We start from the raw sequence: 21,095 nt of genomic DNA, 5'->3' as shown, positions 1-21,095 counted from the left end.
CACCACGGGTTTATCTAAGTATGTTCATAGGATGAAAGTCTCACGAAGCTTCACTGAAATGAGTATATTTTATGAGAACAAGTAACATCAGCAGGATGTCATGTGTTAAAAGAAAAATGAATTTAGGAAAGTAACAGGAAAGTGGAGAGAAATGGAAGAGACAATTAGTATAAAAGAGATCATCGGAGTATTTCGTAAGCGTTTGTTGACCTTATTTATTTCAACGTTAGTTGGTTTGGCGGTAGCAAGTTTCGTTACATTCTTTATTTTAACACCCAAGTTTAGTTCACAAGCCCAATTGATTGTCACGTTGCCTCAGTCAAATATTACGAATGTCAATGATGTGAATACGAATTTACAAATGATTAACACCTACAAAGATATGATCATTAGTGACTTAGTTTTAAGTGAAGTGAAAGATCAATTAGAAACGCAAGATCAGCTAGCAATGACGGTTGGAGAAATCAAACAAGCAATCACAGTGAATCAATCCGAAAATTCACAAATGTTTTCTATCCAAGCGATTAGTTCGATTCCAGATAATGCTCAGAAAATTGCGAATACCACAGCTGAGGTGTTTCAAACGAAAGCAAAAGATGTGATGAATGTCGATAAAATATCGATCATTTCTGAAGCGGTTGCGGACGGAACATCGGTGTCACCAAATAAAAAAATAAATATTGCCCTTGGCCTTATTTTAGGTCTGATGATTGGCATGGGGATAGCTCTGTTATTGGAATTGTTCGACCAGACTGTGAAAGATGAAAAATATCTTTCGGAGGTCATAGGGTTTCCAATTTTAGGGACGGTACCAGAAATGACTGCCAAAGATTTCAATAGAAATGACAAAAACAACAACGCACCGGTGACAATAAACGATGAAACTGGTGAACAAGCGAGAGCTTCTCGTAGAGCTCGTTCGAGAGTGTAGGAGGGAAAACATGCGACGCGTCATAAAACAAAAAGAAACACTACTTCAACCGATTCGTTTGATTACTTTAACTAATCCTTCATCAGCAGCGGCTGAGCACTACCGAACGATTCGAACCAATATCCAATTTGTTTCAATCAATGATCAACAAGTCAAAACGATCGTGGTCACGTCATCTGGACCAGGTGAAGGGAAATCGACCACGGCTGCAAATCTGGCTGTTGTCTTTGCAAAAGCTGGTCAGAAAGTGTTATTAGTTGATGCTGACATGCGAAAACCAGTTATTTACAAAGCATTTCAAATAAATAATCATTATGGGTTAAGTAATCTACTCAGTTCAACTGAAACGATCAGTAAAGGGATCCAAAAAACGGCAATCAAGGAATTATCGGTATTACCAAGTGGACCGATTCCTCCTAATCCATCAGAGCTGTTAAGCTCGAAAAGAATGGATCAACTAATGGTAGAAGCAAGTCAGCTCTATGATATCGTGATGTTTGATTTGCCTCCGATTGTAACTGTGACAGATGCTCAAATCTTGTCATCAAAGGCAGATGGTACGCTTCTGGTAGTACGTGAAAAGACTTCACGAAAAGAAGCAGTTGTGAAAGCCAAAAAATTATTAGAGATGGCTCAGGCAAAGGTACTGGGAATTGTTTATAACGGAGTCGAACAAAGCAAAGATACAAGTTATTATTATGAATGATAAAGAGGAGGTAAAGGGAATGATCGATTTACATTGTCATCTATTACCAGCAGTTGACGATGGTGCGCAAAACCTGGAAGAAAGCCTGGCAATGGCTGAAAAAGCGGTTGAACAAGGGATTACTCATATTTTATGTACACCGCACCATAACAATGGCAAGTATTGTAATCAAAAGAAAAAAGTCATTCCCCTAGTCGCCACTTTACAAAAAGAGCTGGATAAAAGAAATTTACCGTTGGTGTTATTAGAAGGTCAAGAAGTTCGTATTACTGGAGAATTGCTTGAAGCGCTTCACCGAGATGAACTTCTTTTTACAGATTTAAATGATACTTATCTGTTGATTGAATTTCCTACATTAGAAGTACCGTTATATGCAAAGAACCTTTTTTTTGAACTGTTGAAACTAGGAAAAATACCAGTAATCGTGCATCCTGAGCGTAATACTTATTTTGCAAAAGATCCGAATCGTTTGTTGCCTTATCTAGAAATGGGGTGTTTGACACAGCTGACAGCGCCAAGTTATCTGGGGCGCTTTGGCAAAGAAATCCAAAAAACAGCAAAAAAAATGGTCAAGTACAATCTTGTACAAATGATTGCTTCGGATGCTCACGGTGTTGAGCGACGTTCTTTTTGTTTAAAAGAATGTTATGAACAAATCGCTAAAGACTTCAATAACGAAAAAGTTGAGCAAATGAAACAAGTCGCCAAAGATTTAATCAATGGGGAGCAGATTCATTATCCAACTTATCAAGCGATAAAAAAGAAGAAGTTTGGGTTATTTTAGGGGGAGTAAAGGTGTTTGAAGTCACAAGAAAAAGAAAGATTGCTATTTTGATAGGAGTTGATAGCTTATTGTTGTTTTTGGCAAACATTGCTACAATTAGATTCATGAAGCCATTCGCAGAAGTATCAACGGATTTTATGTTCATCTCTACAGGCGTTTCAATAGGTTTCTATTTGTTTTATGGGAGTTTATTTAAAGTCTTTACAAGGATCAATCGCTATATGAATTTAGAAGAAATCAGGGCGATTTTTGTTTCTTTGTCGATCACTATGATTTCAAATCTTTTTGTCTTGTTTTTTATCAATCATCAGTATATGTTACGTCTAACGATCTTTACCTATATTTTGTCTTTGCTTTTAATCATGGGAAGCCGTCTGGAGTGGCGTCTTTACATTGAGAAAAAGCAGACAAAGCTACAACCTAGAGCCACTGCCAAGAAGACGATCATCGTAGGTGCTGGTGAAGGCGGTAGAATTTTGGCAAATATCTTACTTGGATCAAAAACAGCAAGTGACACCTATGTCATTGGTTTTGTTGATGATGATCCTAATAAGCAAAATACATATCTTTCAGGAAAAAAAGTGATCGGTATGATCAAAGACCTCCCTGCACTAATCAAGAAACATGATGTACAAATCGTTACCATCGCCATTCCTTCCTTATCCAAAACAAAAATCAGGAATATCTTTCAAATGGTAGAATCCTTGCATGTCAAAGTAAACACGATGCCTTCAATGGAAGAAATCGCTTCTGGAAAAGTCAGTGTCACAAAATTAAAAAAAATTGACGTAGTTGATTTACTAGAAAGAGATGAAGTTGAATTGGACATTGAATCGATCAAAGGTCATTTGACAGGGAAAACCATTCTTGTGACTGGTGCGGGTGGCTCGATCGGCTCAGAGATTTGTCGGCAGATTATCCAGTTTTCCCCAGCACAATTATTACTAGTAGGACATGGGGAAAATTCGATTTATTTGATCGATCGGGAACTCCGCATGAATCAGCAAAATCAGCAGACAAAAATCGTCCCGCTCATTGCAGATATTCAAGATCGTGACAAAATCAATGAGATCATGCAAAACTATCGCCCAGATATCGTTTATCATGCTGCAGCACATAAGCATGTTCCTCTCATGGAAGTAAATCCCAAAGAAGCAGTAAAAAATAATATTCTTGGAACAAAAAATGTTGCGGAAGCAGCCAAACAAGCGAAAGTCAAAAATTTTGTGATGGTCTCAACAGATAAAGCGAATCATCCACCTAATGTGATGGGAGCGACAAAGCGGATTGCAGAAATGATTGTAACAGGATTGAACGAAAAAAATGGAACAACATTTTCCGCTGTTCGCTTTGGAAATGTATTAGGTTCACGAGGAAGTGTGATTCCTGTCTTTCGTGAACAAATTGCGCAAGGTGGACCAGTCACGATTACTGATTTTCGGATGACACGTTACTTTATGACAATTCCTGAAGCAAGTCGATTGGTCATTCAATCAGGAGTCTTGGCTAAAGGTGGAGAGATTTTTATTTTAGATATGGGTGAACCAGTCAAAATCGTCAACCTTGCCAAAAATATGATTCGCCTGAGTGGCTATCGTGAAGACGAAATTGAGATTCTTGAAACGGGTATCCGTCCTGGGGAAAAACTATATGAAGAACTACTGTTGGATAAAGAGAGAAACGATGAAGCTGTCTATGAAAAAATTTTTGTCGGAAACATCAAAGGTTATTCAAATCAAAAAGTGATGGATTTTATCCGTCATTTGCCAAAAGATGAGAAACAATTAGCAAGAGAAGTGATTCGTTTTGCCAATGCTTCTAATCAATAGAAACTAGCTGTTTTAAGCTGAACGTACTATTAGTAAAGTAGTAAAATCATTGCTTTATGTGCTGGATTATACGATTCCTGCGATCAAAAATTGCATAGGGATACGTTATTCAAATCGCATGTAAAAAAACGTTTGACCATCAAAAAAAGAAACGAGAGGAGAAAGCGAGTGGATGCAATAATAGTAGGAGCAGGTGGGTTTGGTAAAGAAATTGCTTTTTTGCTCCAACAACAAAATGAGTATCAGTGGGTCGGTTTTGTCGATGATCGTAAAAGTGAGCAAAGCGATGTTCTAGGAAAACCTGTGATTGGCAAAATTGCTGACTTGCTTCAAGTCAAAACACCAATGGCAGTTTTTCTTGGGATTGCGGCTCCGACGGTCAAAGAAAACATCTATGAACAGTTACGACAAAACCCTCACTTGCTTTTTCCAAATTTGTTTGCCCCTAGCGCATTGATTGGCTTAAATGTTCAACTGGGCATTGGGAACATATTGATGCCTTACACGACCTATACTGCAGATATTTCAATCGGTGACTTCAATATGATCAATATTGGTTCAACAATCGGTCATGACTCCATTATAGGTAGTTACAATGCCATTTTTCCTAATGTCAATATTTCGGGAGCAGTCACTTTAGGAGATAAAAATGAACTAGGTGTCGGTACAAAGATTATTCAAGAATGTTCGATTGGTGATGGCAACATTATTGGGGCTGGCAGTGTTGTCATCAGAGATATCCCTCATCATTCAAAATGGGTGGGGGGTACCAGCAAAGATAATTGAAAGGTGGAGTTGATGTGAGAAAAAAGCGAATATTATTAGCTTCGCCCCATATGAGTGAAGCAGGCTATGAACAAGCGTTTGTCAAAGAAGCCTTTGATACGAATTGGATTGCTCCTTTAGGTGCCAACGTCGATGGTTTTGAGCAAGAACTGGCAGATCATGTGGGAGCCAAGCATGTTGCTGCGCTTTCTTCAGGTACGGCAGCGATTCATTTAGCATTAAAGGCAGCAGGTGTCACGAAAGGAGATCAAGTGATTTGTCAATCCTTGACTTTTGCAGCTACGGTCAACCCGATTCTTTATCAAGGAGCCGTCCCAATTTTTGTGGATAGTGATGCCGAAACTTGGAATATGAGTCCTGTTCATTTACGCGCAGCTTTAGAAAAATATCCAAAAGCGAAAGCGGTGATCGTCGTTCACTTATATGGATTAGCTGCAAACTTAGCTGAAATCATGCAGATCTGTCAAGAATATCAAGTGACGTTGATTGAAGATGCTGCCGAATCATTAGGAACGACTTACCAAGGTAAATATACAGGAACGTTTGGAGACTATGGGATTTATTCCTTCAATGGAAATAAGATCATCACAACTTCAGGTGGGGGAGCATTAATCTCTGACGATCAATCAAAAATCGAAAAAGTCAAATTTTGGGCCACTCAATCTCGTGAAAATGAACGTTATTATCAACATTTAGAAATCGGTTATAACTATCGTATGAGCAATATATTAGCAGGAATCGGACGTGGTCAATTAAAAGTATTAAATGAAAGAATCCAAAAGAAGCGTGCCATCTATCAATTTTATCAAGAAGAATTGTCCGAGTTTCCTAATATACAATTTATGCCGGAAAACTCTTGGAACGAACCTAACTATTGGTTGAGTGTCATTCGCTTAGAAGGAATAGATCCATCTTATTTGATTGAAGAATTGGAAAAAGAACAGATCGAAGCACGTCCTGTCTGGAAACCGATGCACTTACAGCCTGTTTTTGACTCTTTTGATTTTATTGGCGACGAAGTTGCAGAATCGCTTTTTTCTTCTGGAGTTTGTCTTCCCTCAGATACTAAAATGACGGATGAAGAGTTAAATAGAGTCGTTGCAACGATCAAGCGAGTGATGCGTTATGAGTAAACCAACCTTTTATCGACTTTTTGGAAAGCGTGGGTTCGATCTTTTTTTCTCAGGTCTTTTATTGCTTTTGCTTGCACCACTGATGCTCATACTTGCAGGGTGTGTTCGATTTAAACTAGGTTCACCGGTTATTTTTAAGCAAACAAGACCAGGGAAGAATGAACGATTATTTTTTATGTACAAGTTTCGCACGATGACAGACGAGAAAGATCAACATGGCGCGTATCTTCCAGATGAAGTTCGTCTAACAAAATTCGGCAAACTACTTAGAGCGACTAGCCTTGACGAGCTGCCAGAGCTTTGGAATATCTTTAAAGGCGAAATGTCTTTTGTTGGTCCTCGTCCATTATTGGTAGAATATTTGACACTTTATAATGAAGAGCAACGAAAACGCCACAACATTCGCCCAGGTTTGACCGGATTGGCCCAAGTCAGTGGTAGAAATGCGATCAGTTGGGAAGAAAAGTTTACGTATGATTGTTTGTACGTTGAAAGTTATTCGTTTGGCAAAGATGTTTGGATCTTGTTACAAACAGTCCTTAAAGTGTTCAAACAAGAAGGGATTAGCTCAAATTTTGGACCAACAAGTGAAAAATTTGAAGGGAATGAACCATACTGAAAATTTTATATGTGACGACGATCTCCAATACACTCAATGCTTTTTTAATCCCACATATTGATCAACTAATCAAAAATGGACATGAAGTGAGTGTGGCATGTGCGCTTGAACAACCGTTGGCATCTTATTTTTCTGATAAAAAAATACCTGTGTTTCAAATACCATTCAATAGGAATCCATTAGCTAAAAGCAATCTTTTAGCCTATAAGAAAATCAAACAGCTGATCAAAGAAGAGAATATCGATATCGTACATACGCATACGCCAGTTGCTTCGATGGTGACAAGACTTGCTTGCAAGCGGATCAATATTCCTATCTACTATACGGCACACGGGTTTCACTTTTATCAAGGAGCTCCAATGCTTAATTGGTTCGTCTATTACCCAGTTGAAAAATACTTATCTCGTTATACAAGTAAGCTTATTACCATTAATCAGGAAGATTATTTGCTTGCTTCACAAAAATTTAAAGCAACACAAACTCATTTGATTCAGGGGGTTGGAATCCAAGTCGAAAAGTTCGAGAAAACCTTGGTTGATAAACGGCTAAAAAGTAAGGTACTTTCACTAGCTCAGCCAACAACCAAAGTACTCCTTTCAGTCGGTGAATTGAATAAAAACAAAAACCACGAACTGGTGATTCATGCACTCGCTTCATTTAAAGATCAAGATTTCCACTATTTTATTTGTGGAACGGGGCCTTTAAAACAAACGCTGGAACAAAAAATTAAATTTTTAGGTTTGGAAAAGAAAGTCAGTTTACTCGGATATCGTAAGGATATTATTGAGATCATGAAAATGAGTGATCTATTTCTCTTTCCTTCTTTAAGAGAAGGATTGCCCGTATCGATCATGGAGGCTATGAGCGTTGGTTTACCGGTAGTCGCTTCAAATATACGAGGCAATAAAGATCTGATCTATGATGAGAACACAGGAAAATTGTTTGATGTCAAAGAGTCAGAAGAACTAGTGAATATTCTTCAAGATTTTTTTTCTGGAACGTTACCTGTTACAAAATATTCCGAGAACGCTGCTGCTCATATCCAACAATTCAGCGAAAATGTAATCCTCAATCAAGTAGCAGAACTTTATGAAACTTTATAACTAAAGGAATTTCACAAAATAAAAAAAGCACTTAAACAGGGAAAATGAGGTGAAAAGCTCTTAACCTCAAGAATGTTTTGATTATTTGTAAGAGTGACTGACGAAATGAGCCTGGGTTCAAAGGAAAAGTAAATGGCTTTGTTTTTTATAAAGCGAATGAAACGAAGAACGACCAATAACGTTCTAGTTTGTGTTTTTTATGTTAATAAAACTAATTATAGAGGTGAAACCAATTGAACGTATCAATTTTCGGCCTAGGCTATGTAGGGCTAGCCAATGCGTTATTACTTAGCCAGCATGAGAATGTCAAAGCTTATGACATCGTAGCAGAAAAGATCGAACGACTACAAAAGAAGGAGTCACCAATTGAAGACCGTGAAGTACATAATTTTCTTCAAAGAGAAGACCTAGCAATCGAATTTATTAAGGATTTCCGAGAAGCGGTTCTTTTTGGTGATTATTTGATTATTGCCACACCCACTGATTACGATGAAAAGAAAAATTATTTTAATACCTCATCGATTGAGAGCATCATTGAACAAGCTCTCGCCATTCGTCCAGAAGCAAAATTTATCATTAAGTCCACGGTACCAGTAGGGTATACGGCCGAATTAAAGAAAAAATATCAAACAGAAAATATTGTTTTTTCACCAGAATTTTTACGTGAAGGTAAAGCATTGTACGATAATCTTTATCCTTCCCGCATTGTTGTAGGAGAATGTTCAGATAGAGGGACAGAGATTGCGAATATGTTCAAAAAGAATACGCAAGCAGAAAATGTCCCAGTTTTATTGACTCATTCAACAGAAGCGGAAGCAATCAAGTTATTCTCAAATACGTATCTGGCGTTGCGTGTGGCTTACTTCAATGAATTGGATAGTTATGCGGAGATACGAGGCTTAAATACGAAACAAATCATTGAAGGCGTCGGACTGGACCCACGTATCGGCTCTCATTACAATAATCCATCATTTGGTTATGGAGGGTATTGTTTGCCAAAAGATACGAAACAGTTGAAAGCAAATTATACCGATGTGCCTAACAATCTTATCCAAGCGATCGTTGAAGCAAATACAACCAGAAAAGATTTTATTGCAGAACAAATTTTAGCCCAAAAGCCTAAGACTGTGGGAATCTATCGGTTAACGATGAAAGCCGATTCAGACAATTTCCGTTATTCATCGATTCAAGGAGTCATGAAACGAATCCAGGAACAAGGAGTTTCGGTGGTTGTCTATGAGCCAACGTTACCTGTTGAAGAATTTCATCATGCGCCTGTCGTTTCGGATCTTGCGCGATTCAAACAACTATCGGATGTGATCGTCTCAAATCGGATGGACCATCAATTAAAAGATGTGATCGAAAAAGTCTATACGAGAGATATTTTTAGACGGGATGAATAAATGAAAAATATAGCCAAAAATTTTTTTTATCAGAGCTTGTTTCAACTGACGAAAATCATTCTTCCGATTATTACCATTCCAATCGTTTCTAATGCTTTAGGGCCAAGTGGGATCGGTCTTTATAATTATACGTTTTCAATTGTCCAATATTTTGTTTTGTTTGCGGGGCTAGGGGTAACGATGTACGGGAACCGGGAAATAACTTTGACTTACAACCGTAAGAAAGAAGCGTTATCAGAAGTTTTTTGGGAAATTCTGCTTTTTAAGGCATTAGCGAGCTTAATTGTCATAGTCGCTTACTTTATTGTTGCCTCTTTATTAAATAATCGTTCGTATTTGTTTGTCCAATCCTTGGCGATTTTTGCCGTATTATTTGACGTATCTTGGTTTTTTATGGGAATTGAAGATTTTAAGAAAACTAGTATAGCTAATTTAGTAGTCCAACTAGTCACGTTTTTTCTCATTCTTTTCTTGATTAAAAACGAAGACGACACGTTAAAGTATACCTTGATTCAAGGACTAGGTTTAGTTTGTTCACAAGTGAGTGTCTGGTTCTTTATTCCTAAATACATTCATTTGACGAAAGTTGATTTAAAGAAAAGTCTTAGTCATTTTAAGGGCTCTTTTGATTATTTTATTCCTCAAATTGCGATCATGTTGTATACCAATTTGAATAAGACACTTTTAGGTTTCACATTAGGAAGTGTTGCAGTGGGCTATTTTACCAATTCTCTGCAATTGAATACCGTATTCATCACGATCATAACTACCTTAGACATCGTCTTACTTCCCCATATGACAAGTTTTTTTGCAAAAAAAAATATGGAGAAAATCGTTCGCACGATGGAAAAAACGATTCATTTACAATTGTTTTTTTCGATTCCAATCATGTTTGGGATGTTGACAGTTTATGACAAGCTCGTTCCTTGGTTTTTTGGCGAAAAATTTAGCTACATCACTCAAATTATTCCTTATTTTACGGTTTTGATTGTGATCGTTCCTTTAGGCATGGCGATTTCTAGACAATATCTAATGCCAATCGGTCAGGTTAAAGAGTATAATCGTTCAGTAATCATTGGAGCTATCATCAATCTTGTGGCAAATCTCATACTATTGCCGTCTATTGGCTTTTTGGGCGTCGTATTTTCAACTATTCTCGCCGAAAGTTTTGTTACAGTTGTAAGAACAAGAGCTTTTCTGAAACAGACGACGTTTACCTTTTCTCTCAGAAAAATCGGGATGTTTATAATTGCTGGATTGATCATGTGTTTGATCACCAGGTTTTTAACAGGTCATTTAACGAGTAATATCCGAACCAATCTGATCCAATTCGTCATTGCTTGTCCGATCTATCTCGCAATCACAACGATAACCAAAGTCAATCCACTAGTTGATTTATTGAGGATCAAAAAGAAAATCTAATGATGACAAACAACAGGTCAAAGACCTTGAAAGTGGTTGCTGCTAGTGAAAAGAAAAATGTTTACACTGATTTTCATTCAATCCGAACCATTGATTCGGCAATATAGCGAAGAATAGTCAATGATCAGAGGACAAAATAAAAAAGGAGGAGAGGCGTTCTCTCTTCCTTTTTTATTTTAGCTATTTTGAGAAATAAACGAAATGCTTAGTTATTTCCGTTTTTGTTGTTTTCCAGCGTTTCGACCTGTTTGGTTTTTAGGTGCTTTGACTTGTTTCTTCACTGGTTGTTCGCTATCCGCAGGTGTCACGTCTTTACGAGGTGTTACGACTTGCTTCGGTGGATTTTGTTTTAACTCTTCTGCCACTTGAGCTTTTAATTTAGGCTTCATGATGACATTTGTAATGAAGGTTTGCAAACAACTAAAGATACCACCAACTACCCAATAAAGTGTGACTCCAGCTGGCGCACTGATCGACATGAAAACGATCATCGCAGGCGAAACAATAAGCATCGTACGCATTGTTTTCTTTTGTTCTTCAGGGATACCGATTGTTGAAATATATCCTTGAAGTAAATAAGCAGCACCAGCAATCGCAACTAATACAAAACTAGGGTGTCCTAAGTCGATCCCATAGAAAGAGGATTCACGAATGCCTTCTGTATAACGAGCTGTGAAATAAAGGGCTGAAAAGATCGGCATTTGGATCAAGAGAGGCAAGCAGCCAATCCCGCCAGTCATACTTAACCCATTTTCACGATAAACTTGTTGCATTTCAGCTTGTGCAGCCATTTGTTCTTCACGAGTAGTCGCCGTTTTTAGTTTTTGTTGAGCGGCTTCGACTTGCGGCTTCAATGCTTGCATTTTTTCAGATTGGATCATTGTCTTTTTCGATTGACTAATACCTAATGGCAAAATGATGATACGAACGATGACTGTCATTAAAATAACAGCCCAACCATAGGACCAGTTGAAGTTCTCCACTAAATATGTAATCGCTTGTCCCATTGGATGGACTAATACTCGGTACACGATACCTGATGTGTCAGGGTTACCATTTGAATCCAGACGAACACAACCAGATAAGAAAAGCATGACTGTGACAAGGCCAGAACCCAATACCCAATTTTTCCATTTATTCATAAAATACTTCCTCTTTTATAATTTTTACACAAAATTAACTATACTAAAAAAGCACACACAATTCAATCTACTTTATAGAAAATTCATAGATTCCTACTTATATGGTCTTAAAAAAATAAAAAAGTTATTTGTCAAACCACAAAAAGGAAAGGGAGAAAAGCCATCGGTTAAACAGAAGCAAAAACGATCAAACGAGTGAGGGACGATTAGAAGAGAGAAGGCACGTTGTTTCTTTAAAAAAGTCCTTTATCGTCAAACTTTCTTAAAGTCATGTGAGCCTTCTCATAGTGTAAATAGAACTACCTTTTGCGTGTTTCGTCCATTCAGAATCAGTAAATTAGCCGATCACATCAAATTTTTTTCGTTCTTCCATCATCGGATTATCTTGCAAGTCAACGTATTGTACGCGACCACTAGGACTTGGAGAATCCTTTACTTCTTCAATGAATCTTTTGATCGTTTCCTCATCGCCACATGCTTCGATTGTCACCGAACCATCTTCTTCGTTTTTAACTGTGCCTGTGATCCCTAATTGATCGGCAACGATTTTTGTCATATAACGAAAGCCAACACCTTGGACACGTCCTTGAACGTTCATCTTGATTTTTTTCATCATATCCACCTTTCTTTCCTTGCTTTTTAAATTAATGATACCGATTTTTTGATGTTGTAACAAGTTCAAGGTTCGAATTCATGCTATAATTAAGTGAGGTGAAAAATGTGAAAGAAATCCAATCAGCAAAAAATCCAAGAATCAAAGAATTGAAAAAACTACATAAGAAAAAATACCGGGAAGAAACAGGCGAGTATCTACTCGAAGGATTCCATTTGGTTGAAGAGGCAGTTGCTTCTCATGCCAAAGTAAAAGAAATCTTAATCACAGAAAAAGGGTTAGAAGAGTGGGAGGAGTGGCTTAAAAACCATTTAGACATCCCTTGTACCTTGGTAACGAATGAAGTCATGGCTGTGGTATCAGATTTGCCAACACCCCAAGGTATCTTAGCCGTTATGCTCTACGAAAAAGTAAACATGCCCGAATTAACTGGAGGATGGTTATTGTTAGATAATGTCCAAGATCCTGGGAATGTTGGAACAATGATTCGTACGGCAGATGCTTTTGGACTATCTGGTGTCGTTTTAGGAAAAGGATCAGCTGACATTTATAGTACAAAAGTGTTAAGAAGTATGCAGGGGAGCAATTACCATCTACCAATACTTCAAACAGACCTTGAGCAAATGATCCCGCTTTTAAAGGAACACAATTTTAATATCTATGGAACGGAATTGAACGAGGATGCTCGTTCATTAGAACAGGTAACTGTTCCTGAGAAGTATGCAATTGTCATGGGGAATGAAGGGCAAGGCGTGCGGCCCGAAATTCTTTCCTTGACGGATAAAAATATCTATATTCCGATTCGCGGAAATGCTGAATCATTAAATGTAGGAGTGGCAGCAGGCATCGTACTTTACCATTTCTCTTTATGATTAAGGAACTATTAAGCTTTCTACATTTTGATGGAACCTCACTAGAATATTCCGAACACTAATGGTATACTAGGATCAATTTCAAAGGAAAATGAAATTCAAAAAAGGTGGCAGATCAATAATTATGACAGAAAAATGGCGTGAAGACGAAGAATATATGTCTTATGTAGAAGATCTATTAGCAACAGATGCAGTGAAGAAATTAGCCAATTATACACAACATGTCCACTCCACTCGATTAGAGCATTCTCTTAGTGTTTCTTACTATAGTTATAAATTAGCCAAAAAATGGGGCGGTAATGCAAAAGCGACCGCACGTGCAGGTCTTTTGCATGATCTTTTCTACTATGATTGGCGTACAACAAAATTTGATGAAGGAACGCATGCTTATATCCATCCAAGGATCGCAGTGAAAAATGCAGAAAAAATTACTGACCTATCCGATTTAGAGCGTGATATCATCTTAAAACATATGTGGGGCGCTACGATCGCACCGCCTAAGTATAAAGAAAGCTATATTGTGACGTTTGTCGACAAATATTGTGCTGTGAAAGAAGCAGCGCAGCCAATGACTGCTTCGATGAAACAAAAATGGCAAAGATATTTCGGCAAAGAACAATCGATTTAATACGATGTAATTAAGAATTCTTCCTGAGAAATTTCATAAAATTTCTCAGGTTTTTTTTTATTGACGAACCATGATTTTTACTGTTTACTTTGTATCAAGAACAAGTTGTTGAAACAAAATTAAAGGGGGTGATGATAAGATGCCATATGGATCTTATTTAAAAGAGTGGAAAAGCTTTAACTAACGTACTTTGTTGAAGTTCTTTTCTTCAAAGTACATTCACTTGAAAGAAGAAAGGACTCAAAGTCATGGAAAAAACAATTAAACCTTATCAATATTATTTTATTAAAAGAGAAGTCGAACAATTAATATCAGTCTATCATTCAGTAAACGATTCTAAAACGATCGAAACGGTCCAAGCATTAGCTGTGGAGAGAATAGAGGAACTAGTAGAACCCTCACAAAGGATGAACCTTTTCTTAGAAAACATCTTAGATACTTCTTTGACCAAAGAAACTGCTGAACGCTTATTAGAAGAATTAAAAGAATCAGTTCAACCTTTTGAGCAACCTTCGAAAGCTCAAATCGAAAAATTATTCCGAAAAGTGAAAAAGCTAAAACAACCTGATTGGAATCATTTGGATTTAAGAGAACACACCTATATTGGATGGAATGATCCTGGTACCCAGAAAAAATTTCTTGTTTATTATGATGAATCAGGGAAGTTAAACGGTATTCGTGGGACTTTGTCCCCGACCATTACGAAAGGGATTTGTACGATTTGTAAAAAAACTTCGAGTGTGTCACTCTTTTTAGCAACAACAAAATCGAATTCAGATGGCACCTATACGAAAAAAGGAAACTATATTTGCCATGATAGTGAGCATTGTAACCACAATTTAGTCCAATTGACTCCTTTTTATGAATTTACTGAGATTGTAAAAAAATAAGGATAATTTCATTGTATTTTTCATAAATATATGCTATTTTAATTGATGAAGTGAATAGGTGATGGTGTTCGCCTTTAAACGTTAATCTTAAGATAACTAATGACGCCTACTAAGAATCGGGATACCCCTTTTTTTAGTAGGCGTTTTTTTGAGGAGGAAAAGAGATGGAAAATCGATTACCTGATCCAATTAGGGTCGTCGTATACATGGTCAAGTGGCTATTAATCACATTGTTATTGGGAATCTTTATGGGGAGTTTATCAGCCTTTTTTCTCAATAGTTTAACATGGGTTACTAATATACGCCTTGCTTCACCCTGGTTGTTGTTTCTTTTACCAGTAAGTGGTGGAATTTTTGCTTTTTTATATAGTAAGTACGGAGGAAATTCTGGTAGAGGAAATAACTTAGTGATTGATCAAGGAAATGGTGGGGAAGAAAAAATTCCTTTACGCCTGATTCCTTTAACGTTATTTGGAACGATTACCACCCATTTATTTGGTGGTTCTGTCGGACGAGAAGGAACAGCTGTGCAAATGGGAGGCGCTTTAGCAGAAAATTTAGCTCGTCTCTTTCGGTTAAATAAAGTGGAACGGGAGTTATTGGTGATCAGCGGGATCAGTGCTGGTTTTAGTTCCGTTTTTGGTACGCCTCTGGCTGGAACACTATTTGGGTTAGAAGTTTTAGCAATTGGAAAAGTTAGAACAGAAGCCTTATTTCCAAGTTTTTTTGCAGCACTGTTTGCTAACTTTGTGACTGAAAGCTTTGGGGTGAAACATATCCATTACCCTATGGGGACGATTCCAAGTTGGGATGTATCTCTTTTCTTTAAATTATTCGTTGCAGGCATTGCTTTTGGTCTTATTGGTTGGGTATTTAGTCGTTCGATTGTTTTTTTGAAAACTTGGTATGCCAAAAGAATGGCTAGTCCAGTTCTACGTAATTTTATTGGCGGAGCTGTGGTCGTCATCGCAGCGCTCTTATTGCAAACCCAAAGATATTTGGGGCTCAGTTTGCCTTTGTTAACTGATGCCTTTAATGGTACCGCCCATTTCTATGATTTTCTTGGAAAGCTTGGATTTACTGTCTTGTCTTTAGGTGCTGGTTATCAAGGTGGAGAGGTAACTCCTTTATTTGAAATCGGAGCGACATTAGGTGCTGCTCTAGCACCAATCTTACATGTATCCATTCCTTTTTTAGCAGCCTTGGGATTCATTGGCGTCTTTTCAGGAGCAACAAATACACCCATTGCTTGTTTTGTTATGGGAATCGAATTGTTCGGTGGACAAGCAGCCAGTTATTTCTTTATGATCTGTCTGGTGAGCTTCATGTGTTCTGGTAATAGTGGAATTTATTCAGCACAAAAAGTAGTAGTGAAAAAGGGAATTCTTTTCCTGCCAATGATGGGAAGTCAGAAACAGTCTGAGCGATCTAAGGGGAGAACGAAAACACGAAAATAGTTGTTGCAAAAGGAAAGATTACAAAAAGTAAAAGGCATTTGGGGGGCACCCAAATGCCTTATTTAAATAAAGATGCTCAAAGCTGCGAATAATACGGTAAATAGCACGATTAAGCCACCAACGATCAAGTGTCTTTTTTTGTGCAGAACCAAGATGGCGATATATTCTCGCAAAAATGCATTCGGCAAGTAGTAAAAGGCAGTTTTCGCTCCGATTCCATCCGCTTTTAAACCAGCTTGCTTTGCATAAAGACCTGCACGGAAGATGTGGTAATTATTAGAAGTGAAAATCGCTCGATATGGCCCACCAGTTTGTTGATCCATGAGTTCTTTAGAAAAACGCATATTTTCTAAAGTTGTCTTTGAATTGGCTTCCACCAAGATATCTCTCTCAGGAATGCCTTTAGCTAAAGCATATTGCTTCATCGCAATTGCTTCCGGCACTTTTTCATCTGATCCTTGACCACCAGACATCAATAGAATAGGCGGGTTCAAGGTTGCTTTACTTTGTGCCCAATAAAAGGCGATCGCTTTGTCGATTCTTTTTGCTAAAAGAGGAGATACCGTTTCGCCATTTAGTAGACCAGCCCCTAAAACGATAATGTAATTTTGGTTGTATCGTGGACGGTTGAACTGATACAAAAAAGAAACGGTTATAAAGTTATAGAAAACCACAAAAAGATAAAACAGAATCAATGGGACAGCCGTGAATAATACATTGAACCATTGTGGGAAATATTGGATAAAGAAGATTTGAAATATAGTATATAACGTCAAAAAGATTGCTAATAATAAAGTTAAGAGATTGGCTAATGAGCGAGATTCTCTTTTTAAAACTAATAACCCGTTCCAAAATAAAAAGACGATCAAAATGTAAACGCCAAATAACAAGATCAACAAAACGGGGATAGCAATTATTGCAAATAAACCACCAATAAAAATATTTTGTGTTTCAAGCAGCAAGGTGACTAAGTAGCCGCCAAAACTAATTAAAAAGAAATTGAACAATACCCCGTTCAATAGTTTGCGTTTTTCAGTAAAATAGGAGAATGCAAAAATACTGAAAAAAACAAGTGGGATCAAAAAGTAAAAGGTGGAATAAAAAATTTCCAAAACAATGAAGTAAGTGACCATCATCATAAATGTCCAAGATCCACAATAAAAGAACAGAGCAGGATCACTTTGACGACGGCGCCAATAAAGAATACCGGTAAACCCTAAAACATAGAGAACCAAGAAAGTCAGGTCTCTTGTCAAATTCATAGAATTAACTCCTTTCGTTTAATGAACACGAAATAAAACGTGTTTTGTTTAGGTTGATACCAATTTACGCAAAAACGATTGATTGAAAGATAAAATCAATAAAATTGACACAACCTTTACTATTATAGCTAAAATTAGAGAAAAAAGCTGTTCTGAAAAATTAAAAACTAAAAAAAGGAAAACTTGAGGCATGTAGCAGGGATTGTTAGATAAAAGTACACCTCCTAAGTTAGACAATGACATTCTGACTTAAGAGGTGTACTTAAAATTCTACGTTCTACTTGTTGGTATTTTAGCTGGATTAGAACAAATTACTAAAAAAATCAGTAACATGTCGCCAACCAATCACAAAGATATTTGCTTTTTCAACTGATTTAGCAGTAATAATATCTGTGGTTGGTTCTTTATTGTCTTCCAAATAGCCCAGTGAATCATCGGCTAAGGTAATCGTTGCTGTCCCTACCTTCATACCTTTATTGACGGGGGCTGCTACTTGATCATTCGTTACGACTTTTTTATCAAGGGTAGGAGTAATTTTTAATTTACCAGTATCCATACCATTTCTTACCCAAACTTTTACAGGATTTTTTAAGGCAACAGCTACTGAAGTTTCTTTGCCATCTTTCACTGCTAAGTTTTTTAAATCTGGAATACTTGCATTGGACTTTCCAAGTTCTTTAATTGACCAATTATCATAGCAGTAATCCATTAAACGTCCGGTTTCGTTGAAGCGGGCACTTGGATTTGTAGCATGGTCATCGGCATTTAAAACAACCGTAATGACTCGTCTACCCTCTTTATTGATCGTTCCAACAAAACAAGCACCAGCAAATTCAGTTGTACCAGTTTTTAAACCATCTACGCCTTCTTTGTAGTTAACAAACCCAGAAAGCATCCAATTCCAATTCACCATTTCGACAGGTGACTGAGTCCCTTCGCCGAATGTTTCATTAGTAGTATTTGTCACTTTTAATACCTCAGGGAAATCTAAGATCAAGTGTCTGGCAACAATCGCAACATCTTTGGCTGACATTTGGTTTTCTTCTGTTTCCGAGGTACCTTCAGGACGATTCTCACCGAGATAGGAATTATTTAATCCAGAGGCGTTCACAATCGTTGCGTCGTTAATACCCCAATCTTTTAATTGTTTTTTCATCAATTCAAGAAACTTTGTTTCACTGCCAGCTATTTTTTCGGCTAAAGCTACCATTGAGGCGTTAGCAGATTGAATAAAGGCTGAATCAAAAAGTTCTTTGACCGTATAGCTGTTCTCTTTGTGCAAAGGTACGTTTGACAAGTCAGGAACAACGCTCAATTTTTCAGCATAATCTGAAATTGGCACTTTTTCATCCCAAGTCAGTTTTCCTTCTTTTACTTGATCAAGAACGATATAAAGACCAATTATTTTGGTGATTGAAGCAATTCCCATTGGTTTTTCTCCATCTTGATCATAAAGGATCTTACCACTTTCTGCATCAACAGCAAAAGCGGCTTTTGCATTGACTTTGAATGATTCGTCAGCGTGAACTGCTGTGATTGGTAAAATCGCAGTGAGGCACAAGATCAAACTTGTTAATAACATGAACAATCGTAATTTTTTTTGAGGCATTTTTTTCTCCTTGTTTTCTAATAGTTTTCCTATAAATTAAAATTTTATCAAAGAGATAGAGTAGTTTCAATATTTCTGATAAAAACATAATAAAAGATATTTATAGAAAAAGGAGAAAAGTGGTTACTTCTCTTGATCTTTACTACGAATTTTTACCGGTTGCACTTCTGGCTCATTCAATCGAGAAGCAACAAAAATAGTAACAGCAGTTAGGGTTAATAAACTGAAGATCATGAATATGTGCATGTGATCACCTCATTCATTCATTTATTTTCTCTTAGTGTAGCAAAAAGAATTGAATTTCTTTTTAAGAAATGAAAGGAATGATTGAGTAAAGTATGAAATAATTATGAAATTAATTAAATAAAACAAAAATAGAAATAAGTCGTTTTATTAAAATTCGTTTTATTATCTCGAAAAAATTTGTTGTGGTAGACTTTACTTATAGTAAAGGAATGACTTTTTTTAGGAGGGATACGATTATGACAAAAATGGCGAAAGAATTATTGTCACAGCTGACTTCAGAAGGTGCTACAGGCCCATTCGTCACGATTATGTTGAACACCCATGTCGCACATCAAGATGTAGAAAAAGATCAAATCAAGTTCAAAAATTTTGCGAAAGAAGCAAAAAAACGGTTTGAAAAAAAATATGCTGAACATGACTGGTCCTTGTTCCAAGAAAAAATCACTAGTTTGTTAGAAGATGCTTCATTTTGGCGAAGCGCTACAACAAGCGTGGCTGTCATCTTATCTCCAGAACATACGTATATCCATCGCTTAGGTATTCCTGTAGATGACCAATATTATGTGAGTGATCTGCCATATCTTCTAGCGATTATCAAAAATAGTCACTTTAACTACGCTTATTATCTACTAGGATTGAATCGTGATTCAATGAAGTTGTACGAAGTAAACAATAAGCAGGTAACTGAAGTAAAATTACCGGAAGATGCACCGAAAGATGTAGTAACAGCTTTAGGTTCGGAGTTAACAGGTGGCGGATTAAACTATACTTCAAATGGTAGTGAGGGAGCTACGTTTCATGGTGTCAATCCAAAAGATGAGGAAGTAGAGATCGACTGGGTCAATTATTATCAAGCAGTTGATGATTATCTTAAGGATACCTTTGACAATCCTGAAAAACGCCCAATTTATCTCTTTGCATTACCGGAAAACCAAACGATGTTCAAAAAAATTGCTAAAAATCCGTACTATTGTTCTGATGTGGCGATCTCTGCCTCACCTGCACAATTATCGTTAAAAGAAATCGAAGCAGGAGCTAAAAAACTCTCTGAGGAATTAGCTGCGAAAGAAGCAGAAGGGTATAATCGTTTGTTAGATAAAAAATTTATCGATCAACTAGTGGATATCGTTCCAGCTGCTAAAGAAGGGAAAATTTCTCACTTGTTTATTGCTACGTCTAACTTAGTGGATGGATTTGGAGAAGATCCAGAAACAGAGTATGATCGCCGTCAAGTTTTAAATGAATTGGCAGATAATGTCATCATGAACGGAGGACAAGTAGTCATTCTTGAACAAAAAGAGGCACCAGATGAGAAAAGTTTAGTAGCAATCCTTCGTTACTAATAGAGTGCCATGAGTTTTTGAATGTTGAATAAAGAAATGATAGAACAAGACTGGGGAAATTTTTTTTCCTCAGTTTTTTTTTATAGTAAAAAAATAAAAAGTAGAAAAAATTAATTCAACCGGTGTTATTTTACTATCAACTATCGTTCTTATGGGGAATCTTATCAAAAAAAATCGTTAGAGAAAGTCTGAATTATAAGGAAACGATTCCATATTTGTTAGGACGGAATACAGAGATATCACTCTTTTTCTCGTTTTTGTCAGGAAACACCAGATGAAAAGGAAAAAAAGAAGGGAAAATAGTGGCTATTTTGTAA

19 protein-coding genes, 1 pseudogene and 1 riboswitch are annotated in these 21,095 nt (G+C 37.0%); of the genes and pseudogenes, 15 read left to right on the top strand and 5 right to left on the bottom strand.

Annotation, left to right across the window (positions count from 1 at the left end):
* Window positions 1–151: 151 nt before the first annotated feature.
* The 10 genes and pseudogenes from IGJ32_RS09000 to IGJ32_RS08955 all read left to right on the top strand — a co-directional run bounded on the left by IGJ32_RS09000 (window position 152) and on the right by IGJ32_RS08955 (window position 10,716).
* Entirely contained in the window at window positions 152–931 is a 780-nt protein-coding gene (locus IGJ32_RS09000) for a YveK family protein (protein ID WP_010737948.1), read from the top strand.
* Window positions 932–941: 10 nt separating this feature from the next.
* Window positions 942–1,637, top strand: a complete 696-nt coding sequence (locus IGJ32_RS08995) for a CpsD/CapB family tyrosine-protein kinase (protein ID WP_010718519.1) — start codon at window positions 942–944, stop codon at window positions 1,635–1,637.
* A 19-nt stretch (window positions 1,638–1,656) separates the two neighbouring features.
* Window positions 1,657–2,421 (top strand): tyrosine-protein phosphatase, encoded by a 765-nt coding sequence (locus tag IGJ32_RS08990; RefSeq protein WP_010737946.1) that lies wholly within the window; start codon window positions 1,657–1,659, stop codon window positions 2,419–2,421.
* Window positions 2,422–2,432: 11 nt separating this feature from the next.
* Entirely contained in the window at window positions 2,433–4,250 is a 1,818-nt protein-coding gene (locus IGJ32_RS08985) for a polysaccharide biosynthesis protein (RefSeq protein WP_010718517.1), read from the top strand.
* Between the two features lie 168 nt (window positions 4,251–4,418).
* Window positions 4,419–5,049 (top strand): annotated as a pseudogene (locus IGJ32_RS08980) (acetyltransferase).
* 1 nt (window position 5,050) lies between these two features.
* A complete protein-coding gene (locus IGJ32_RS08975; RefSeq protein WP_342081837.1) occupies window positions 5,051–6,169 on the top strand; it encodes a DegT/DnrJ/EryC1/StrS family aminotransferase in 1,119 nt (372 codons plus the stop codon).
* Window positions 6,162–6,788 carry a sugar transferase gene (locus IGJ32_RS08970; protein WP_160231545.1) on the top strand — a complete coding sequence of 209 codons (627 nt, stop codon included), beginning with the start codon at window positions 6,162–6,164 and terminating at the stop codon, window positions 6,786–6,788. The genes IGJ32_RS08975 and IGJ32_RS08970 overlap by 8 nt, the downstream gene beginning before the upstream one ends.
* 11 nt (window positions 6,789–6,799) lie before the next feature.
* A complete protein-coding gene (locus IGJ32_RS08965; RefSeq protein ID WP_342081836.1) occupies window positions 6,800–7,891 on the top strand; it encodes a glycosyltransferase family 4 protein in 1,092 nt (363 codons plus the stop codon).
* Window positions 7,892–8,124: 233 nt separating this feature from the next.
* The gene (locus IGJ32_RS08960) at window positions 8,125–9,294 is read left to right on the top strand and encodes a nucleotide sugar dehydrogenase (RefSeq protein WP_342081835.1); all 1,170 of its coding nucleotides are present in this window, start codon (window positions 8,125–8,127) and stop codon (window positions 9,292–9,294) included.
* Window positions 9,295–10,716, top strand: coding sequence for an oligosaccharide flippase family protein (locus IGJ32_RS08955; protein ID WP_342081834.1), 1,422 nt, complete (start codon window positions 9,295–9,297; stop codon window positions 10,714–10,716).
* A 209-nt stretch (window positions 10,717–10,925) separates the two neighbouring features.
* Here IGJ32_RS08955 and yidC read toward each other — a convergent pair whose 3' ends face one another.
* Together yidC and IGJ32_RS08945 are read right to left on the bottom strand one after the other, a co-directional pair.
* On the bottom strand, window positions 10,926–11,858 hold the full coding sequence (yidC, locus tag IGJ32_RS08950) for a membrane protein insertase YidC (protein ID WP_010718510.1): 933 nt from the start codon (window positions 11,856–11,858) through the stop codon (window positions 10,926–10,928).
* 337 nt (window positions 11,859–12,195) lie between these two features.
* Window positions 12,196–12,471: an acylphosphatase gene (locus IGJ32_RS08945; RefSeq protein WP_010718509.1), complete on the bottom strand. Its 276-nt coding sequence runs from the start codon at window positions 12,469–12,471 to the stop codon at window positions 12,196–12,198.
* A gap of 107 nt (window positions 12,472–12,578) precedes the next feature.
* Between IGJ32_RS08945 and IGJ32_RS08940 the strand changes: the two genes are divergently transcribed.
* The 4 genes from IGJ32_RS08940 to IGJ32_RS08925 all read left to right on the top strand — a co-directional run bounded on the left by IGJ32_RS08940 (window position 12,579) and on the right by IGJ32_RS08925 (window position 16,318).
* Window positions 12,579–13,343: a TrmH family RNA methyltransferase gene (locus IGJ32_RS08940; RefSeq protein ID WP_034700883.1), complete on the top strand. Its 765-nt coding sequence runs from the start codon at window positions 12,579–12,581 to the stop codon at window positions 13,341–13,343.
* 124 nt (window positions 13,344–13,467) lie between these two features.
* Window positions 13,468–13,971: an HD domain-containing protein gene (locus IGJ32_RS08935; RefSeq protein ID WP_010737939.1), complete on the top strand. Its 504-nt coding sequence runs from the start codon at window positions 13,468–13,470 to the stop codon at window positions 13,969–13,971.
* 248 nt (window positions 13,972–14,219) lie between these two features.
* On the top strand, window positions 14,220–14,861 hold the full coding sequence (locus tag IGJ32_RS08930) for a FusB/FusC family EF-G-binding protein (protein WP_342081833.1): 642 nt from the start codon (window positions 14,220–14,222) through the stop codon (window positions 14,859–14,861).
* A gap of 48 nt (window positions 14,862–14,909) precedes the next feature.
* Window positions 14,910–14,977: riboswitch (Fluoride riboswitch) on the top strand.
* 48 nt (window positions 14,978–15,025) lie between these two features.
* Window positions 15,026–16,318 carry a voltage-gated chloride channel family protein gene (locus IGJ32_RS08925; RefSeq protein WP_010718505.1) on the top strand — a complete coding sequence of 431 codons (1,293 nt, stop codon included), beginning with the start codon at window positions 15,026–15,028 and terminating at the stop codon, window positions 16,316–16,318.
* A 62-nt stretch (window positions 16,319–16,380) separates the two neighbouring features.
* Here the strand turns inward: IGJ32_RS08925 and IGJ32_RS08920 are convergent, their stop codons facing one another.
* From IGJ32_RS08920 to IGJ32_RS08910, 3 genes are all read right to left on the bottom strand, one after another.
* Window positions 16,381–17,580: a YdcF family protein gene (locus IGJ32_RS08920; RefSeq protein ID WP_010718504.1), complete on the bottom strand. Its 1,200-nt coding sequence runs from the start codon at window positions 17,578–17,580 to the stop codon at window positions 16,381–16,383.
* Window positions 17,581–17,881: 301 nt separating this feature from the next.
* Entirely contained in the window at window positions 17,882–19,189 is a 1,308-nt protein-coding gene (locus IGJ32_RS08915) for a serine hydrolase (protein ID WP_081128019.1), read from the bottom strand.
* A 123-nt stretch (window positions 19,190–19,312) separates the two neighbouring features.
* Window positions 19,313–19,435 carry a hypothetical protein gene (locus tag IGJ32_RS08910; RefSeq protein ID WP_010718502.1) on the bottom strand — a complete coding sequence of 41 codons (123 nt, stop codon included), beginning with the start codon at window positions 19,433–19,435 and terminating at the stop codon, window positions 19,313–19,315.
* 236 nt (window positions 19,436–19,671) lie between these two features.
* Here IGJ32_RS08910 and IGJ32_RS08905 point away from each other — a divergent pair, with 236 nt between their 5' ends.
* The gene (locus IGJ32_RS08905; RefSeq protein WP_010737935.1) at window positions 19,672–20,778 is read left to right on the top strand and encodes a hypothetical protein; all 1,107 of its coding nucleotides are present in this window, start codon (window positions 19,672–19,674) and stop codon (window positions 20,776–20,778) included.
* Window positions 20,779–21,095 lie beyond the last annotated feature (317 nt).

The sequence above is a fragment of the Enterococcus sp. DIV1639a genome, from assembly GCF_050530445.1.
GTDB lineage: Bacteria > Bacillota > Bacilli > Lactobacillales > Enterococcaceae > Enterococcus_B > Enterococcus_B hirae.
Note: the sequence above shows the minus strand (reverse complement) of the source record. Positions and strands in the feature narration are given on the sequence as shown.

What these genes read in the sequence shown, in the direction of transcription:
- yidC (WP_010718510.1), bottom strand. Translation starts at nt 11,858, where the DNA reads ATGAATAAATGGAAAAATTGGGTATTGGGTTCTGGCCTTGTCACAGTC.
- IGJ32_RS08930 (WP_342081833.1), top strand. Translation starts at nt 14,220, where the DNA reads ATGGAAAAAACAATTAAACCTTATCAATATTATTTTATTAAAAGAGAA.
- IGJ32_RS08945 (WP_010718509.1), bottom strand. Translation starts at nt 12,471, where the DNA reads ATGAAAAAAATCAAGATGAACGTTCAAGGACGTGTCCAAGGTGTTGGC.
- IGJ32_RS08925 (WP_010718505.1), top strand. Translation starts at nt 15,026, where the DNA reads ATGGAAAATCGATTACCTGATCCAATTAGGGTCGTCGTATACATGGTC.
- IGJ32_RS08910 (WP_010718502.1), bottom strand. Translation starts at nt 19,435, where the DNA reads ATGCACATATTCATGATCTTCAGTTTATTAACCCTAACTGCTGTTACT.
- IGJ32_RS08970 (WP_160231545.1), top strand. Translation starts at nt 6,162, where the DNA reads ATGAGTAAACCAACCTTTTATCGACTTTTTGGAAAGCGTGGGTTCGAT.
- IGJ32_RS08915 (WP_081128019.1), bottom strand. Translation starts at nt 19,189, where the DNA reads ATGCCTCAAAAAAAATTACGATTGTTCATGTTATTAACAAGTTTGATC.
- IGJ32_RS09000 (WP_010737948.1), top strand. Translation starts at nt 152, where the DNA reads ATGGAAGAGACAATTAGTATAAAAGAGATCATCGGAGTATTTCGTAAG.
- IGJ32_RS08905 (WP_010737935.1), top strand. Translation starts at nt 19,672, where the DNA reads ATGACAAAAATGGCGAAAGAATTATTGTCACAGCTGACTTCAGAAGGT.
- IGJ32_RS08995 (WP_010718519.1), top strand. Translation starts at nt 942, where the DNA reads ATGCGACGCGTCATAAAACAAAAAGAAACACTACTTCAACCGATTCGT.
- IGJ32_RS08990 (WP_010737946.1), top strand. Translation starts at nt 1,657, where the DNA reads ATGATCGATTTACATTGTCATCTATTACCAGCAGTTGACGATGGTGCG.
- IGJ32_RS08935 (WP_010737939.1), top strand. Translation starts at nt 13,468, where the DNA reads ATGACAGAAAAATGGCGTGAAGACGAAGAATATATGTCTTATGTAGAA.
- IGJ32_RS08955 (WP_342081834.1), top strand. Translation starts at nt 9,295, where the DNA reads ATGAAAAATATAGCCAAAAATTTTTTTTATCAGAGCTTGTTTCAACTG.
- IGJ32_RS08920 (WP_010718504.1), bottom strand. Translation starts at nt 17,580, where the DNA reads ATGAATTTGACAAGAGACCTGACTTTCTTGGTTCTCTATGTTTTAGGG.